At 57.4% G+C, this 17,289-nt stretch carries 14 protein-coding genes and 1 riboswitch; of the genes, 9 read left to right on the top strand and 5 right to left on the bottom strand.

What is annotated here, in order from left to right; translation table 11 throughout:
• Positions 1-102: 102 nt before the first annotated feature.
• The gene (locus ABLX76_RS15330; protein WP_241515741.1) at positions 103-1,044 is read right to left on the bottom strand and encodes an AraC family transcriptional regulator; all 942 of its coding nucleotides are present in this window, start codon (positions 1,042-1,044) and stop codon (positions 103-105) included.
• Between the two features lie 69 nt (positions 1,045-1,113).
• Between ABLX76_RS15330 and zinT the strand changes: the two genes are divergently transcribed.
• Positions 1,114-1,764 (top strand): metal-binding protein ZinT, encoded by a 651-nt coding sequence (gene zinT / locus ABLX76_RS15325; protein WP_023291535.1) that lies wholly within the window; start codon positions 1,114-1,116, stop codon positions 1,762-1,764.
• Between the two features lie 47 nt (positions 1,765-1,811).
• On the opposite strand, the gene ppc is transcribed toward zinT, so the two are convergent.
• Positions 1,812-4,463, bottom strand: a complete 2,652-nt coding sequence (ppc, locus tag ABLX76_RS15320; protein WP_023291536.1) for a phosphoenolpyruvate carboxylase — start codon at positions 4,461-4,463, stop codon at positions 1,812-1,814.
• 258 nt (positions 4,464-4,721) lie between these two features.
• Positions 4,722-5,873, bottom strand: a complete 1,152-nt coding sequence (gene argE / locus ABLX76_RS15315; protein WP_023291537.1) for an acetylornithine deacetylase — start codon at positions 5,871-5,873, stop codon at positions 4,722-4,724.
• Positions 5,874-5,986: 113 nt separating this feature from the next.
• Between argE and argC the strand changes: the two genes are divergently transcribed.
• The 4 genes from argC to oxyR all read left to right on the top strand — a co-directional run bounded on the left by argC (position 5,987) and on the right by oxyR (position 10,425).
• The gene (gene argC, locus ABLX76_RS15310; protein WP_025710967.1) at positions 5,987-6,991 is read left to right on the top strand and encodes an N-acetyl-gamma-glutamyl-phosphate reductase; all 1,005 of its coding nucleotides are present in this window, start codon (positions 5,987-5,989) and stop codon (positions 6,989-6,991) included.
• Positions 6,992-6,997: 6 nt separating this feature from the next.
• Positions 6,998-7,774, top strand: coding sequence for an acetylglutamate kinase (gene argB, locus ABLX76_RS15305; RefSeq protein WP_348874780.1), 777 nt, complete (start codon positions 6,998-7,000; stop codon positions 7,772-7,774).
• A 100-nt stretch (positions 7,775-7,874) separates the two neighbouring features.
• Entirely contained in the window at positions 7,875-9,248 is a 1,374-nt protein-coding gene (argH, locus tag ABLX76_RS15300; protein WP_044520936.1) for an argininosuccinate lyase, read from the top strand.
• 259 nt (positions 9,249-9,507) lie between these two features.
• A complete protein-coding gene (gene oxyR, locus ABLX76_RS15295) occupies positions 9,508-10,425 on the top strand; it encodes a DNA-binding transcriptional regulator OxyR (protein WP_002883015.1) in 918 nt (305 codons plus the stop codon).
• Here oxyR and sthA read toward each other — a convergent pair.
• Positions 10,408-11,808, bottom strand: coding sequence for a Si-specific NAD(P)(+) transhydrogenase (sthA, locus tag ABLX76_RS15290; protein WP_002883016.1), 1,401 nt, complete (start codon positions 11,806-11,808; stop codon positions 10,408-10,410). The two genes, oxyR and sthA, sit on opposite strands and share 18 nt — an antisense overlap.
• A 196-nt stretch (positions 11,809-12,004) precedes the next feature.
• On the opposite strand from sthA, the gene fabR reads away from it, so the two are divergent.
• The gene (gene fabR, locus ABLX76_RS15285) at positions 12,005-12,640 is read left to right on the top strand and encodes an HTH-type transcriptional repressor FabR (protein ID WP_004151856.1); all 636 of its coding nucleotides are present in this window, start codon (positions 12,005-12,007) and stop codon (positions 12,638-12,640) included.
• Positions 12,641-12,655: 15 nt separating this feature from the next.
• Positions 12,656-13,015, top strand: a complete 360-nt coding sequence (locus tag ABLX76_RS15280; RefSeq protein ID WP_004203691.1) for a YijD family membrane protein — start codon at positions 12,656-12,658, stop codon at positions 13,013-13,015.
• A 50-nt stretch (positions 13,016-13,065) separates the two neighbouring features.
• Here the strand turns inward: ABLX76_RS15280 and trmA are convergent, their stop codons facing one another.
• Positions 13,066-14,166, bottom strand: coding sequence for a tRNA (uridine(54)-C5)-methyltransferase TrmA (gene trmA / locus ABLX76_RS15275; RefSeq protein ID WP_004203692.1), 1,101 nt, complete (start codon positions 14,164-14,166; stop codon positions 13,066-13,068).
• Between the two features lie 114 nt (positions 14,167-14,280).
• A riboswitch (cobalamin riboswitch) is annotated at positions 14,281-14,468 on the top strand.
• Positions 14,469-14,532: 64 nt separating this feature from the next.
• Between trmA and btuB the strand changes: the two genes are divergently transcribed.
• Both btuB and murI read left to right on the top strand, forming a co-directional pair.
• Entirely contained in the window at positions 14,533-16,371 is a 1,839-nt protein-coding gene (btuB, locus tag ABLX76_RS15270) for a TonB-dependent vitamin B12 receptor BtuB (RefSeq protein ID WP_348874777.1), read from the top strand.
• Entirely contained in the window at positions 16,316-17,167 is an 852-nt protein-coding gene (murI, locus tag ABLX76_RS15265; RefSeq protein ID WP_348874775.1) for a glutamate racemase, read from the top strand. The genes btuB and murI overlap by 56 nt, the downstream gene beginning before the upstream one ends.
• The last annotated feature ends 122 nt before the right edge of the window (positions 17,168-17,289 follow it).

Raw genomic sequence — 17,289 nt, 5'->3', positions numbered from 1 at the left:
TACGCATCGTGATTAAGGATGATTTAGATCACATTTATCGATGCTGGCTGGGATGGCAGGAAACTATAGCGCGCACAAAAGTCAGGTTTAACACACAAAAATCTAGTTCTTTGCCGCCGACGATTTTTCCATCAGCTGGCTATGGTACTGGCGGCGGTATTCAGACGGCGAGCGTTCCGTGGTTTTGCGGAACAGGCGGCAGAAGTAGTTGCTGTCGGCGAAGCCGCAGGCGTGGGCGATGTCTTTCACTTTCATATCGTGGCCCTTCAGCAGCATACGGGCCTGTTCGAGACGAATGTGGTTTAGATATTCATTGAAGCCCATTGGCCCACATTTCTGGAACAGATGGGAAAGATAGTTGGGAGAGAGATAGAACGCCTGGGCGACCGATTCCCGGCTCAGCGGCTCCGCGTAATGGACCTCGATGTACTGACGGATTGCCTCGAACAACGCCTGGCTGCGCGAGGAGGTTTGCGCCTGGCTGCCGAGAAGATCATGGCAGTGGCTGAGCAGGCTGATGACGATGCTGCGGGCGGTTTGCTGCTCCTGCGGCTGCATCCGGATCTCGTTGAGGGCCTGCAGCAGGAAGGAACCGACGCGCGGCCCGCGACGCAGCGCCTGTAGCTTTTCAACAACGGCGATCGTCTTGCCATTCCAACGCTGCAGCGAGCACTCCAGCTGCTGCTTAGCGAACAGGATGCTTAACAGCAGGCAGGGCGCCTGCCACTGTGGGCAGTTCCAGCTATCGCCAGGAATATAGAGCACGTCATGGGCCTCCAGGAGCGGGGCGTTATCGCCGAGCGCCTGGTCGCGCAGCTGCCCATCGAGGAGGATATTCAGACGGGGAAAATCAACCTGCACCACCGGTTCAGCAGGCGAGCGCGTCTCGCCGGCGAAATAAACCCGTCCGAGGCTGGTCTGCTTTTTTAGCAATGCATCAATAAGTTGATTGATATCGTTGTCCATCATTGTTCCGCCCCGCGCATCACCCTTTTCATCATACCGGACATTATTCCAGCGGTAAAAGCGCCAGCCTGTCGCTATTGCTTCTCATTTAAGATATGTTATATCGTAACAATTTGTCATCATTGATAGCAAACTCAGGAGAGAGTAATGACCAGAAAGATCCCCCTGCTGGCCTTGGGACTCGGCATGGCGCTAGCCAGCGCCCAGGCGTTCGCCCACGGCAACCATAGCCATGGGCCAGCGCTAACCGAAGTGGAGCGTCAGGCCAGCGAAGGCATTTTTGCGGATAAAGATGTGCAGGACCGCGCGCTGAGCGACTGGGAGGGCGTCTGGCAGTCGGTGAACCCGTATCTGCTCAACGGCGATCTCGATCCGGTGCTGGAGCAGAAGGCGAAAAAGCCCGGCGGCAAGAGCGTGGAGGAGTATCGGGCCTATTATAAGAAGGGCTACGCCACCGATGTGGAACAGATTGGCATTGAAGATGACGTGATTGAGTTCCACATTGGCGAGACCGTCAACAGCTGCAAATACCGCTATTCAGGCTACAAAATCCTGCATTACGCCTCCGGTAAGAAGGGCGTACGTTATCTGTTCGAGTGCCAGCAGGGCGATGCCAGCGCGCCAAAATATGTCCAGTTCAGCGACCACATCATTGGCCCGCGTAAATCGCAGCATTTCCATATTTTCATGGGCAATGAATCACAGGAAGCGTTGCTGAAAGAGATGGATAACTGGCCGACCTATTATCCGTATGCGCTGCATAAAGAGCAGATCGTTGATGAGATGCTGCACCACTAGAACGGGTGAAAAATCCCCCGGCCGGGCGGCCGGGGGAAAGACAGCGATTAGCCGGTGTTACGCATACCGGCGGCGACGCCGGCGATGGTGACCATCAGCGCTTGTTCAACGCGCGGATCCGGGTCTTTGCCCTCTTCTTCAGCCTGGCGCGAACGGTGCAGCAGTTCCGCCTGCAGGACGTTCAGCGGGTCGGTATAGATATTACGCAGCTGGATAGACTCGGCGATCCACGGCAGGTCAGCCATCAGATGAGAGTCGTTGGCGATGGCCAGCACGACGTTGATATCGGCAGCCAGCAGCTTGCGCAGCTCGGTACCCAACGCCCACAGCTCTGGTTTCACAAGGCGCTGATCGTAGTACTCCGCCAACCACAGGTCGGCCTTCGAGTAAACCATCTCCAGCATGCCGAGACGGGTGGAGAAGAACGGCCAGTCGCGACACATCGCTTCCAGTTCACTCTGTTTTCCGCCTTCAACCACCTTCTGCAGCGCAGCGCCAGCGCCCAGCCAGGCTGGAAGCATCAGGCGGTTCTGGGTCCAGGCGAAGATCCACGGAATGGCGCGTAGCGACTCGACGCCGCCGGTCGGACGACGTTTTGCCGGACGCGAACCCAGCGGCAGTTTGCCCAGCTCCTGCTCCGGAGTGGCGGAGCGGAAATAAGGCACGAAATCTTTGTTTTCACGCACGTAGCCGCGATACATCTTGCACGACACGTCGGACAGCTCGGCCATGATGTCGCGCCACTGCGGTTTTGGTTCCGGCGGCGGCAGCAGGTTGGCTTCGAGGATCGCGCTGGTATAGAGCGACAGGCTGCTGATGGTGACTTCCGGCAGGCCGTACTTAAAGCGGATCATCTCACCCTGCTCGGTAACGCGCAGGCCGCCCTTCAGGCTTCCCGGCGGCTGTGAGAGGAGCGCGGCGTGGGCCGGCGCGCCGCCGCGGCCAATGGAGCCGCCGCGACCGTGGAACAGCGTCAGTTCGATCCCGGCTTTCTCACAGGTTTTGATCAACGCGTCCTGCGCCTGGTACTGCGCCCAGGAGGCGGCCATCACGCCTGCGTCTTTCGCGGAATCAGAGTAGCCGATCATGACCATCTGTTTACCCTGGATAAAGCCGCGGTACCAGTCGATATTCAGCAGCTGGGTCATGACGTCGTTGGCGTTGTTCAGGTCATCCAGCGTTTCGAACAGCGGGGCCACCGGCAGGGCAAAGCCAATCCCGGCCTCCTTCAGCAGCAGATGAACCGCCAGCACGTCGGACGGCGTTTTGGCCATCGAGATCACGTAGGCGGCGATCGATCCGCGCGGCGCCTCGGCGATCACTCTACAGGTGTCGAGAACTTCGCGGGTCTCTTCGCTTGGCTCCCACTGGCGCGGCAGCAGCGGACGTTTGGAATTCAGTTCGCGGATCAGGAAAGCCTGTTTGTCGGCTTCTGACCAGCTTTCGTAATCGCCGATCCCGAGGTAACGGGTCATTTCGCCCAGCGCTTCGGTGTGGCGGGTGCTTTCCTGACGGATATCAATACGCACCAGCGGTACGCCGAAAGACTTCACGCGGCGCAGGGTGTCGAGCAGCTCGCCGTTGGCGATAATGCCCATGCCGCAGGCCTGCAGCGATTTATAACAGGCGTATAGCGGCTCCCACAGCTGCTCGTTCTGAGTGATCAGTCCCGCCGGTTTCGGCAGCTTCTGACCTTTCAGACGCGCTTCCAGCCAGGCCTGAGTTTCCATCAGCTGAGTGCGCAGTTTTTTCATCAGGTAACGGTACGGTTCCTGAGCGCCCTCGGCGCCGGCCAGGGCGCGCAATTCGTCAGTACACTCCACCATCGACAGCTCGGAGATCAGCACCTGCACATCTTTGAGGAACAGATCGGTCGCTTTCCAGCGGCTGAGCAGCAGCACGTGGCGGGTGATATCGGCGGTCACGTTCGGGTTGCCGTCGCGGTCGCCGCCCATCCACGAAGTGAAACGCACCGGGACAAAGTCCACCGGCAGCTGATAGCCGAGGTTGGCTTCCAGCTGTTCGTTCAGCTCGCGCAGGTAGTTAGGGACCCCTTCCCACAGGCTGTTTTCCACCACCGCGAAGCCCCATTTGGCTTCATCGACCGGGGAAGGGCGGTGCTTACGAATTTCATCGGTATGCCAGGACTGGGCGATCAGCTGGCGCAGACGGCGCATCAGCTGGTGGTGCTCGTAGTCCGCGATATCTTTGTTATCCAGCTGCTTGAGGCAGTTGTTCACTTCCACCATTTTATGGATCAGCGTCCGGCGGGTGATCTCGGTCGGGTGGGCGGTTAACACCAGCTCCAGGGACAGAGATTCCACCGCTTTTTTGATGGTGTCTTCGTTGAGATTGGGTTGGTCTTTGAGCTTTCTCAGGGTGCGCGCAATGACTTCCGGATTGCTGGCCGCTTCGCCATTCGGCGAAATGCTGTGGTACTGCTCAGCGGTGTTGGCCAGATTCAGGAACTGGCTGAAGGCACGGGCCACCGGCAGCAGTTCGTCGTTAGACAAATTCTGCAGCGTGGTCAGCAGCTCCTGGCGGTTAGCTTCGTTGCCGGCGCGTGAAGATTTGGACAACTTACGGATAGTTTCGACACGATCAAGAATATTTTCTCCCAATGCATCCTTGATGGTATCGCCCAGCACCTTGCCGAGCATACTGACATTACTACGCAATGCGGAATATTGTTCGTTCATGTTACCCCAGACACCCCATCTCATTTTATTTTGTTATATCCGCTGCGCTGGAACGTGAGCAACGGATAAGCAACCCGTCTTTTATAAAGCCACGTAAATACCCCCACGTCAATTACTGCGAAATCGCTTCAGCAAACGAGTAAATACCCGTAATTTGCGAAATTTAACTCAGGGGGCGCTGGATAAGCATCGCTTATGGAAATGTGACGATCGTCACCGTTCCGCCCCGGGAGAGCGGGGCGGAAAAAGAGGGCGATTTTAGTGCCAGCAGAAGTGGTGAACCACCTGGCTAATCAGCTCCCGCGTCGGCTTGATAAAGCGTGTCTCCAGAAACTCGTCAGGCTGATGGGCCTGATTGATTGAGCCCGGGCCGAGAACCAGCGTTGGGCACAGCGTCTGGATAAACGGCGCTTCGGTACAGTAGTTCACCACGTCGGTCTGGGCGCCAAGCAGTTTCTCAACCACCTGCACCAGCTTATGGTCCGGCGGGCACTCGTAGCCGGGGATCGGCGGATGCAGCTCCGAGACCGTCAGGCGGCCCGGCCAGCGTTCGCTGACCGGGGCCAGCGCCTCGTCCAGCAGACCATTGAGGTCGTTGAGGGTCATCCCCGGCAACGGGCGGATGTCCATATGCAGTTCACAGCAGGCGCAGATACGGTTTGAGGCATCGCCGCCATGGATGGCGCCGAGGTTGAGGGTCGGGTAAGGGACCGTGAACGCCTCGAAGTGGTAGCGCTCTTTTAGCAAATCGCGCAGCTGCATAATCCGACCGATGGCGTCGTGCATCAGCTCGATCGCGTTGACCCCGCGCGCCGGATCGCTGGAGTGGCCGGACTGGCCCTGAATACGGATCGCGTTGGACATATGTCCTTTATGGGCGCGGATCGGCTGCAGGGAGGTGGGCTCGCCGATGATGGCGCAGTCGGGGCGCAGCCGGGTGGTTTCGGCAAAATAGCGCGCGCCGGCCATGCTGGTCTCTTCGTCGGCGGTGGCCAGAATATACAGCGGTTTTTTCAGCGTGGTGACGTCGACATCGCGCAGGGCGTCGAGAATAAAGGCGAAGAAGCCTTTCATATCGGCCGTACCGAGGCCGTAGAGCTTGTTATCGTGTTCGGTAAGGGTGAACGGATCGCGCGTCCAGCGGCCATCATCGAACGGCACGGTATCGGTATGCCCGGCGAGCAGCAGGCCGCCGGCGCCGTGTCCGGTGCTGGCCAGCAGGTTGAATTTATGGCGCGTATCCGGCACCGGCTGTACCTCGACATTAAAGCCGAGATCGCGGAACCAGCCGGCCAGCAAATTGATTAAAGACTCATTGCTCTGATCGAGAGCCTCTTCGGTCGCGCTGATGGACGGTGTGGCGATCAACGCGCGGTAAATCTCGATAAAGGGCGGTAAATTGTTTTTCATTGTTGACACACCTTGGGTCGTGATAGTATCAATATTCATGCATTTATTGTGAATAAAAATACAATATCGTTGAGCGTAAGAAAACCCATCGAATGTAAGGAGATGCGCTTCCAATGTTAAATACGCTGATTGTGGGTGCCAGTGGTTATGCCGGCGCAGAGCTGGTGACCTATATCAATCGTCATCCGCATATGAACATAACCGCTTTGACGGTCTCCGCGCAAAGCAATGATGCGGGAAAATTAATTTCCGACCTGCATCCGCAGCTCAAAGGCATTGTCGATATGCCGCTGCAGCCGATGTCCGATATCAGCGAATTCAGCGCTGGCGTGGACGTGGTGTTTCTCGCCACCGCGCACGAAGTGAGTCACGATCTGGCGCCGCAGTTCCTTGCCGCCGGCTGCGTGGTGTTCGATCTCTCCGGTGCCTTCCGCGTTAACGATGGGGCGTTCTACGAAAAATATTATGGTTTCACTCATCAGCATCCCGACCTGCTCAAACAGGCGGTGTATGGGCTGGCGGAGTGGAGCGCGGATGCGCTTAAAGAAGCGCAGTTAATCGCGGTGCCTGGCTGCTACCCGACGGCGGCGCAGCTGTCGCTGAAGCCGCTGATTGATGCCAGTCTGCTGGATCTCAACCAGTGGCCAGTGATCAACGCCACCAGCGGGGTGAGCGGCGCGGGACGCAAAGCCGCGATCGGCAACAGCTTCTGTGAAGTCAGCCTGCAGCCATACGGCATCTTTAACCATCGTCATCAGCCGGAGATTGCCAGCCACCTCGGAGCGAAGGTGATTTTTACCCCGCATCTGGGTAATTTTAAGCGCGGCATTCTGGAAACCATTACCTGCCGCCTGAAGCCGGGCGTTGGCCATGCGCAGATCGCGGCGGTTTACCAGCAGGCTTACGCCGATAAACCGCTGGTACGTTTATATGATAAAGGCGTGCCCGCGTTGAAAAGCGTCGAAGGTCTGCCATTCTGTGATATCGGTTTTGCCGTGCAGGACGACCATCTCATCGTCGTCGCGGCAGAAGATAACTTGCTGAAAGGCGCCGCAGCGCAGGCGGTGCAGTGCGCGAATATTCGTTTCGGCTTCGCTGAGACGCAGTCTCTTATTTAAGGTGTGATGATGAACCCATTAATTATCAAACTCGGCGGCGTATTACTCGATAGCGAAGAAGCGCTGGAGCGTCTGTTTACCGCGCTGGTCAATTACCGTGAAGCGCATCAGCGTCCGCTGATTATCGTCCATGGCGGCGGCTGCGTGGTGGATGAGTTGTTGAAGCAGCTCAACCTGCCGGTGCAGAAGAAAAATGGTCTGCGGGTGACGCCGGCTGAGCAAATCGACATCATCACCGGCGCGCTGGCGGGAACCGCCAACAAGACGTTGCTGGCGTGGGCGAAAAAGCACGGTCTGGCCTCTGTCGGCCTGTTCCTCGGCGATGGCGATAGCGTGAAGGTGACGCAACTGGATGCTGAGCTGGGCCATGTCGGGCTGGCGCAGCCGGGCTCTCCGACGCTGATCAACACCCTGCTGGCGGGCGGTTACCTGCCGGTGGTGAGCTCTATCGGCGTGACCGACGAGGGCCAGCTGATGAACGTCAATGCTGACCAGGCGGCGACGGCGCTGGCGGCTACCATGGGGGCGGATCTGATCCTGCTGTCTGACGTCAGCGGTATCCTCGACGGTAAAGGACAGCGTATTGCCGAGATGACCGCCGAGAAAGCGGAGCAGCTGATCGAGCAGGGGATTATCACTGACGGCATGATTGTCAAAGTGAATGCGGCCCTCGACGCGGCGCGTGCTCTGGGCCGTCCGGTGGATATCGCCTCCTGGCGTCACGCCGAGCAGCTGCCGGCGTTGTTTAACGGCACGCCTATCGGCACACGTATTCTGGCTTAAGATTTCATGCCCGGCGGCGGGTTGTCTGCCGGGCTTACAAGACCGTAGGCCGGGGAGGCACAACGCCACCGGCGGAACTAACGAATAAAGGAAGCATGTTATGGCACTTTGGGGCGGGCGTTTTACACAGGCAGCAGATCAACGGTTCAAACAGTTCAACGACTCGTTGCGCTTCGACTATCGTCTGGCGGAGCAGGATATCGTTGGCTCTGTCGCCTGGTCGAAAGCGCTGGTAACGGTCGGCGTACTGAGTGCCGATGAACAACAGCAGCTGGAAGAAGCGCTGAACGTGCTACTGGAAGAGGTGCGCGCCAATCCGCAGCAAATCCTCGCCAGCGATGCTGAAGATATTCACAGCTGGGTGGAAGGCAAACTGATCGACAAAGTGGGTCAGTTGGGCAAGAAACTGCATACCGGCCGCAGCCGTAACGACCAGGTCGCTACCGATCTTAAACTGTGGTGCAAAGATACCGTTGTCGAACTGCTGTCGGCGAACCGCCAGCTGCAGAGCGCGCTGGTGGAGACGGCCCAGCAGAACCAGGACGCGGTGATGCCGGGGTACACCCACCTGCAGCGCGCCCAACCGGTGACGTTCGCGCACTGGTGTCTGGCCTATGTCGAAATGCTGGCGCGCGATGAAAGCCGCCTGCAGGACGCGCTGAAGCGCCTCGACGTTAGCCCGCTGGGCTGCGGCGCGCTGGCGGGGACGGCGTATGAAATCGACCGCGAGCAGCTGGCCGGCTGGCTGGGCTTTGCCTCCGCCACCCGCAACAGCCTCGACAGCGTGTCCGACCGCGACCATGTTCTGGAGCTGCTTTCCGATGCCTCTATCGGCATGGTCCATCTGTCGCGCTTTGCGGAAGATCTGATTTTCTTTAACTCCGGCGAAGCGAATTTCGTCGAGCTTTCCGACCGCGTAACCTCAGGCTCCTCGCTGATGCCGCAGAAGAAAAACCCGGACGCCCTGGAGCTTATCCGTGGCAAATGCGGCCGCGTGCAGGGCGCGCTGACCGGCATGATGATGACCCTGAAAGGGCTGCCGCTGGCCTACAACAAAGATATGCAGGAAGATAAAGAGGGACTTTTCGACGCTCTGGATACCTGGCTCGACTGCCTGCATATGGCGACCCTGGTGCTGGATGGCATCCAGGTGAAACGTCCGCGCTGTGCGGAAGCGGCGCAGCAGGGCTATGCCAACGCCACTGAGCTGGCGGATTATCTGGTGGCGAAAGGCGTACCGTTCCGCGAGGCGCACCATATTGTCGGTGAAGCGGTGGTGGAAGCCATTGCGCAAGGGAAACCGCTGGAAGCGCTGGCCCTGGCCGACCTGCAGAAATTCAGCCCGGTGATTGCGGACGATGTTTATCCGATCCTGTCGCTGCAGTCCTGCCTTGATAAACGCGCGGCAAAAGGCGGCGTCTCGCCGCAGCAGGTGGCGCAGGCTATCGACGAGGCGAAGGCCCGTCTGAGTTAATCCACAGAAATCTGTCTTCCCTGACCCGGCCGAGCCCAGCGACGCCGGGTTTTTTATGCAAAAAAAAAGCGGACGCAAGGTCCGCAAAAGTTCACGTTGGCTTTAGTTGTTCGGGTAGAGAAACAGTGTGACGGGTCAGTGGTTTTCACAGGTTCACCGTCTTTATGGGCGTATTATTGAACAGAAAACTTGATAGGGATAATCGTTCGTTGCTATGCTATCTATCGCCATGGACTATCGTGGCGATGGAGGATGAATAATGAATATTCGCGATCTTGAATACCTGGTAGCGCTCGCCGAACACCGCCACTTCCGGCGGGCGGCTGACTCATGCCATGTGAGCCAACCGACGCTCAGCGGACAGATCCGCAAGCTGGAGGATGAGCTTGGCGTCATGCTGCTGGAGCGCACCAGCCGTAAGGTTCTGTTTACCCAGGCGGGGCTGTTGCTGGTGGATCAGGCGCGTACCGTGTTACGCGAAGTAAAAGTGCTCAAGGAGATGGCAAGCCAACAAGGGGAAACCATGTCCGGGCCGCTGCATATCGGCTTGATCCCGACAATTGGCCCGTACCTGCTACCGCACATCATTCCGATGCTGCATCAGACCTTCCCGAAGCTGGAAATGTATCTGCACGAAGCGCAGACCCATCAGCTGCTGGCTCAGCTCGACAGCGGTAAGCTCGACTGCGCCATCCTGGCGCTGGTCAAAGAGAGCGAGGCCTTTATCGAGGTGCCGCTGTTCGATGAGCCGATGATGCTGGCTATCTATGAAGATCATCCGTGGGCAAACCGCGACCGGGTGCCGATGTCGGATCTGGCCGGTGAAAAGCTGCTGATGCTGGAGGATGGCCACTGCCTGCGCGATCAGGCGATGGGCTTCTGCTTTGAAGCGGGGGCGGATGAGGATACCCACTTCCGCGCGACCAGCCTGGAAACGCTGCGCAATATGGTGGCGGCAGGCAGCGGTATTACCCTGCTGCCTGCGCTGGCAGTGCCGCAGGAAAGAAAACGCGATGGCGTGGTCTACCTGCCGTGCATTAAGCCAGAGCCAAGACGCACCATCGGTCTGGTTTACCGTCCGGGCTCACCGCTGCGCAGCCGCTATGAACATCTGGCTGAGGCCATCCGCGGCACGATGGATGGCCATTTCGACAAGGCGTTAAAACAGGCGGTTTAAGCCGTTCAGCGCGGCAACCCGGTACGCTTCTGCCATGGTCGGGTAGTTAAAGGTGGTGTTGACGAAGTATTCAATGGTGTTACCACCACCTTTCTGCTCCATGATCGCCTGGCCGATGTGAATGATTTCGGCTGCGCGTTCGCCAAAGCAGTGAATGCCGAGGATCTCCTTGGTTTCCCGGTGGAACAGGATCTTCAGGGTTCCCACGCTCATGCCAACGATTTGCGCCCGCGCCAGGTGTTTAAACTGAGCGCGACCCACCTCATACGGCACTTTCATCGCCGTCAGCTGCTGCTCGGTTTTCCCGACGGAGCTGATTTCCGGAATGGTGTAGATCCCGGTCGGGATATCTTCAATCAGATGCGCTGAGGCTTCGCCTTTCACCAGCGCCTGGGCGGCAATGCGTCCTTGATCGTACGCCGCGGAGGCGAGGCTCGGATAGCCGATGACATCCCCAACCGCATAGATGTGCGGAAGGGCGGTCTGGTACATGCTGTTGACCTTCAGCTGGCCGCGACTGTCGGTCTGCAGACCGATGTTTTCCAGCGCCAGAGTGTCGGTATTGCCGGTGCGGCCGTTGGCGTAGAGCAGGCAGTCCGCTTTGAGCTTTTTCCCGGATTTCAGATGCATGATGACGCCGTCATCAACGCCTTCAATCTTTTCGTACTCCTCGTTGTGGCGAATGACCACGCCGCTGTTCCAGAAGTGATAGGAGAGCGAATCTGACATCTCCTGATCGAGGAAGGCCAGCAGACGATCGCGGGTGTTGATCAGATCGACCTTCACCTCCATGCCGCGGAAGATCGACGCATATTCACAACCGATTACCCCGGCGCCGTAAATGATCACATGGCGCGGCTCATGCTGCAGGCTGAGAATCGAATCGCTGTCATAGATGCGCGGGTGGTGGAAATCGACATCCGCCGGATGATAGGGGCGAGATCCGCAGGCGATAACGAATTTCTCCGCGGTCACCGTCTCGACCGTGCCGTCATGGCACTCCAGCGCCAGAGTATGCTCATCAACGAAGTGGGCATTGCCCTGCAGAATTTCACAGTGGTTGCGCTCATAGAATCCCTGGCGCATATGAGTCTGCTGGTTGATGACGCTGTCGGCATGGTTAAGGATGTCGGCGAAAGAAGAGCGAAGAAGGCGGGAGTGGTCGCTGTAGAGGGGGTTTTGGTTAAACTCGATAATACGGCTGACGGCATGGCGGAGGGCTTTCGACGGGATGGTGCCCCAGTGGGTGCAACCGCCGCCGACATTATGGTAGCGCTCGATGACGGCAACGCGTGCTCCCTGTTTCACCAGTCCCATGGCGGCGCCTTCGCCGCCAGGACCGGAACCAATCACTATTGCATCATAATCCCAAGAGTGTGACATGGCATTACTCACCTGTTTTATACATAAAATAAACACGATGATAACATTCGCTGCGCTTTAACCCAATTATCGTTGTGCTTTTTTGCGGCATAAAAGCAGAAACGGCTCGTAAACAATCATTCACAATCCAGGGCAAACCGATTAGTTTTAATCTCTGGTATAGTGCCAGCAGGGCTATTGGAAGGATTCATACATCGTGATGGGCGTAAGAGCACAACAAAAAGAAAAAACCCGCCGTTCGCTGGTGGAAGCGGCATTCAGCCAACTTAGCGCTGAGCGGAGTTTCGCCAGCCTGAGCTTGCGTGAAGTGGCGCGGGAAGCAGGGATCGCGCCGACGTCCTTTTATCGTCATTTTCGCGATGTCGATGAGTTAGGCCTGACGATGGTCGATGAGAGCGGACTGATGCTGCGCCAGCTGATGCGCCAGGCGCGCCAGCGGATTGCCAAAGGCGGCAGCGTGATCCGCACCTCGGTCTCGACCTTTATGGAGTTTATCGGTAATAACCCGAACGCTTTCCGCCTGCTGCTGCGCGAACGCTCGGGAACGTCTGCGGCGTTTCGCGCCGCCGTCGCACGCGAAATCCAGCATTTTATTGCGGAACTCGCCGACTATTTAGAACTCGAAAACCATATGCCGCGCGCCTTTACCGAAGCGCAGGCTGAAGCTATGGTCACCATCGTTTTTAGCGCTGGCGCGGAAGCGCTGGATGTCGGCCCTGAACAGCGCCGACAGCTGGAAGAACGGTTGGTACTGCAGCTCAGAATGATCTCTAAAGGCGCGTATTACTGGTATCGCCGTGAACAAGAAAAAATGTCACATCATTCCGAATAACGTGAAGGACGAGCAATGAAACACTCAGTTCAAGATAAAGGTACGCTGCTGCTGGCGCTGATTGCCGGGTTATCTATTAATGGCGCCTTTGCGGCGCTGTTCAGTTCGATAGTTCCGTTTTCCGTCTTCCCCATCTTATCCCTGCTGCTGACGGTCTACTGTCTGCATCAGCGCTATCAGAATCGCAGTATGCCCGTCGGGCTACCGGGCCTGGCCGCCGCCTTTTTTATTCTCGGGGTGCTGTTGTACAGCACCGTCGTGCGTGCGGAGTACCCGGATATCGGCTCTAACTTCTTCCCGGCCGTTCTGTCCGTCGCGATGGTCTTCTGGATCGGCTACAAGATGCGTAACCGCAAAAATACCGCCGCCGAATAATCCGCCAGTGATAAAAAACCGGCAATATGACGTTGCCGGTTTTTTTTGGCCTATTTCCGGGTCAGCAGAACGCCGCACTCCATGTGATGGGTATACGGGAACTGGTCGAACAGCGCCAGCCGGGTAACGTTGTGCGTCTGGCTTAGCGTTTCCAGATTACGACACAGCGTTTCCGGGTTGCACGAAATGTACAGTATGCGCGGATAGGCCTGCACCATTTTCTCCGTTTCACTGTCCAGCCCGCTACGCGGCGGATCGACGAAAATAGTCTCGCACTGATAGCTTTGCAGATCGATACCCTGCAGCCGGTTGAACTCACGCACGCCGTTCATCGCCTGAGTAAACTCTTCAGCCGCCATGCGGATAATCTGCACGTTGTCGATATGGTTGGCGGCGATGTTGTACTGCGCCGCCGCCACCGACGGTTTGGCGATTTCGGTGGCCAGTACGCGATCGAAATTACGCGCCAGCGCCAGCGAGAAGTTACCGTTGCCGCAGTACAATTCCAGCAGGTCGCCGGTCGCCCCTTTGGTGACATCCAGCGCCCACTCCAGCATCTGAATGTTCATGGCCGCGTTCGGTTGGGTAAAGCTGTTTTCCACCTGACGGTAGATCATCTCCCGACCGCCAACCGGCAGGCGTTCATCTATATAATCCTGATCGAGCTCGATTTTAGTTTTGGTCGCCCGACCAATCAGATGCACATTGAGTCCCTGGGCTCGCAGGGCATCACGCAGCGCCTCCGCTTGCTCACGCCAGGCATCATCGAGCTTTTTATGATACAGCAGCGAGACGACCGCCTGGTTGCTGAGGGTGGTCAGATAGTCAATCTGAAACAGCTTATGGCGCAGCACGGGATTGTTGCGCACGCCCTCCAGCATGGCGGTCATCAGCTGATTGATGAGCGCGCTGGCGGCCGGGAAGCTGTCAACGCGAATCCGCGACCGGGTCTGCTGATCGAAAATAATATGGTACAGGTCGTCGCCATCGTGCCACAGACGGAACTCGGCGCGCATACGGTAGTGGCTGACCGGCGAACGAAACACTTCCGGAACCGGCGCGGCGAAAGGCGCCATCATGGTTTGCAAACGGACGACTTTTTCTGCCAGCTGCGCTTCGTATTGTTCGGTAGGAAGGTGTTCGGGGGTCATGATGTATCCTGAATAAAATAAGTACGCGGGGATTGTAGGGAAAGCGCCGGGGATGTCCAGCCTCGAATGCCGCGGGAAATATAATTAGCAGTCTGGACATCTATATGTTTCTGATTGTAGCATTCGCCTACCGGTCCTGTGAGTTAAAAGGGAACCCAGTGGAAATCTGGGGCTGACGCGCAGCGGTAAGGAAGGTGAGAAATGAGCGCACTCGGTGCAGACACTGCGGTTAGCCGTGGGAAGTCATTATTTCTTGAAACAGCCTCCAAGCCCGAAGACCTGCCGGAATACGTCGCACTGGGTTTTATCGTCGCGAGCAACTGATAAAACCTGCGGCATCCTTTTTCTGTTTCGGATGCTTTTACAATGATTAAAAAAGCTTCGCTGATGACGGCCTTATCCGTCACGGCATTTTCCGGCTGGGCGCAGGACAGCAATTCAGACACGTTGGTGGTGACAGCAAACCGTTTTCAACAGCCGGTCAATACCGTGCTGGCGCCGACCGATATAGTGACGCGCGATGACATCGACCGCTGGCAGTCCAAAGAATTAAACGATGTCATGCGTCGTCTTCCCGGGGTCGATATTGCCCGCAACGGCGGCATGGGGCAGAGCGCTTCGCTGTATGTTCGGGGGACGGAGGCTCGCCACGTGCTGGTGCTGATCGACGGCGTGCCGATGGCGCGTCCGGGGATCTCCAACGGCGTGGATATCAGTCAGATCCCTATCTCTCTGGTCCAGCGGGTGGAATACATCCGCGGCCCGCGCTCCGCGATGTACGGCTCCGGGGCGATCGGCGGGGTGGTGAACATCATCACCATGACCGATGCTGAGCGTTCGCAGATCAACGCCGGCGCGGGAACGAACGGCTATCAGTCCTACGATGGCGCCTTTAACAAGCGGTTTGGCGATACGCTGGTTACCGCTGCCGGCGCCTATCAGACCACCAAAGGGTTTAACGTCCAGCCGAACTCCTCTTATAGCGGCGACAGCGATCGCGACGGCTACCGCAATAAAATGCTATGGGGCGGGGTACAGCATCAGTTCGATGACAACTTCTCGGGGTTCTTCCGCGGCTATGGTTATTCCGCCAATGCTGACTATGACCAGGGTAACTGGGGCTACGCAGGTGGAAACGATGAAGATCAGTCCTATACCCAATCCTGGGACACCGGTCTGCACTACCATTCCGGAATTTACTCCTCCCAGCTGATTGCGAACTATCAGCGTATTAAAGATTACAACTACAGCAGCGACGCTGGCCGCTATGCCGCGGGCACCACCCTGGATGATATGGAACAACGCTATATCCAATGGGGAAATAATGTTGTGGTGGGCCATGGCGCAGTGAGCGGTGGCGTAGACTGGAAACAGGAGAAGCTGAAATCCAGCGGAACGACCAGTACCGACGTGTATAAGCGCGATACCACCGGTCTTTATCTGACGGGCCAGCAGCAGATTGACAGCGTGACGCTGGAAGCTTCCGGCCGTGAGGATCATGACGAGCAGTTTGGCTGGCACGGTACCTGGCAGACGGCGGCAGGCTGGGAATTTATCGAGGGTTATCGGACAACGCTCTCGTACGGTACAGGATTCCTCGCCCCCTCCCTCGGACAGCAGTACGGCGCAGAACGTTTTGGCATCGCCTCTAACCCGAACCTGAAGCCAGAGGAGTCGAAGCAGTGGGAAGCGGGCCTCGAAGGGTTGACGGGGCCGGTCGACTGGCGTCTCTCCGCGTATCGCTATGAGATTCAAAACCTCATCGATTACGACAACAACGCCTATTACAACGTCAAGTCTGCGACAATCAAGGGGCTGGAGTGGACGGGGAATGTCACCACAGGGCCGGTGGAGCACCATCTGACGCTGCAGTATGTTGACCCTCGCGATGATGAAACTAACAAGATCCTCTATCGCCGGGCGAAGCAGCAGGTGAAATACGAGCTGAACGGCCAGGTCTACGATCTGGGGTGGGATGTGACGTATCACTACATCGGCAAGCGCTACGATTATGATTACGACAACTCGCGTACCGTCAATATGGGTGGGTTGAGCCTCTGGGATGTCGGTTTATCGTATCCCGTCACCTCACACCTGACAGTTCGTGGTAAAATAGCCAACCTGTTCGATAAAGATTACGAGACAGTTTATGGCTACCAATCTGCAGGACGGGAATACACCTTGTCTGGCAGCTACACCTTCTGATCCACGTCCCACCGTGCTGGTGTTTGATTCCGGCGTCGGTGGGTTGTCGGTTTATAATGAGATTCGGCAGCTGCTGCCGAATCTGCATTACATCTATGCTTTCGATAACGTTGCCTTCCCCTATGGCGAGAAGAGCGGGGCGTTTATCGTTGAGCGCGTTGTGGAAATCGTCACCGCTGTCCAGCAGCGTTATCCCCTGGCGCTGGCGGTGATCGCCTGCAATACCGCCAGTACCGTCTCCCTGCCTGCTCTGCGTGAAAAGTTCGCCTTCCCCGTTGTCGGCGTGGTGCCGGCGATCAAGCCCGCCGCCCGCTTAACGGCGAACGGCATTGTCGGCCTGCTGGCGACGCGCGGCACCGTAAAGCGTCCTTATACCCGTGAGCTGATCGACCGCTTTGCCAATGAATGTCGGATTGAAATGCTGGGGTCGGCGGAGCTGGTGGAGCTGGCGGAAGCGAAGCTGCACGGCGAGCCTGTGCCGTTAGAAGAACTGCGCCGTATCCTGCGCCCGTGGCTGCGGATGCAGGAGCCGCCGGATACGGTGGTGCTGGGCTGTACCCACTTTCCTCTTTTACAGGAGGAGCTGCAGCGCGTTCTGCCCGAGGGCACGCGGCTGATCGATTCCGGCGCGGCGATTGCCCGTCGCACCGCCTGGCTGTTAGAGCATGAAGCGCCGGACGCGAAGTCCAGCGACGAGAATAAAGCATTCTGCATGGCGTTGACGGCAGAAACGGAACAACTTTTACCCGTTTTGCATCGCTATGGCTTCTCGACGCTGGAAAAATTACCGCTTTAACGGCGTTTTGCACAAAAAAGAGACGGTTGAATAATTTTTTGAAAACAGGGCTTGTCAACGTCTCAGAACTCCCTATAATGCGCCTCCACTGACACGGAACAACGGCAAGCAAGCCGCCGGGT

This window comes from Klebsiella sp. JB_Kp004 (assembly GCF_040065795.1).
Classification (GTDB): Bacteria; Pseudomonadota; Gammaproteobacteria; order Enterobacterales; family Enterobacteriaceae; genus Klebsiella; species Klebsiella quasipneumoniae.
This window is presented reverse-complemented; position numbering and strand designations above follow the sequence as displayed.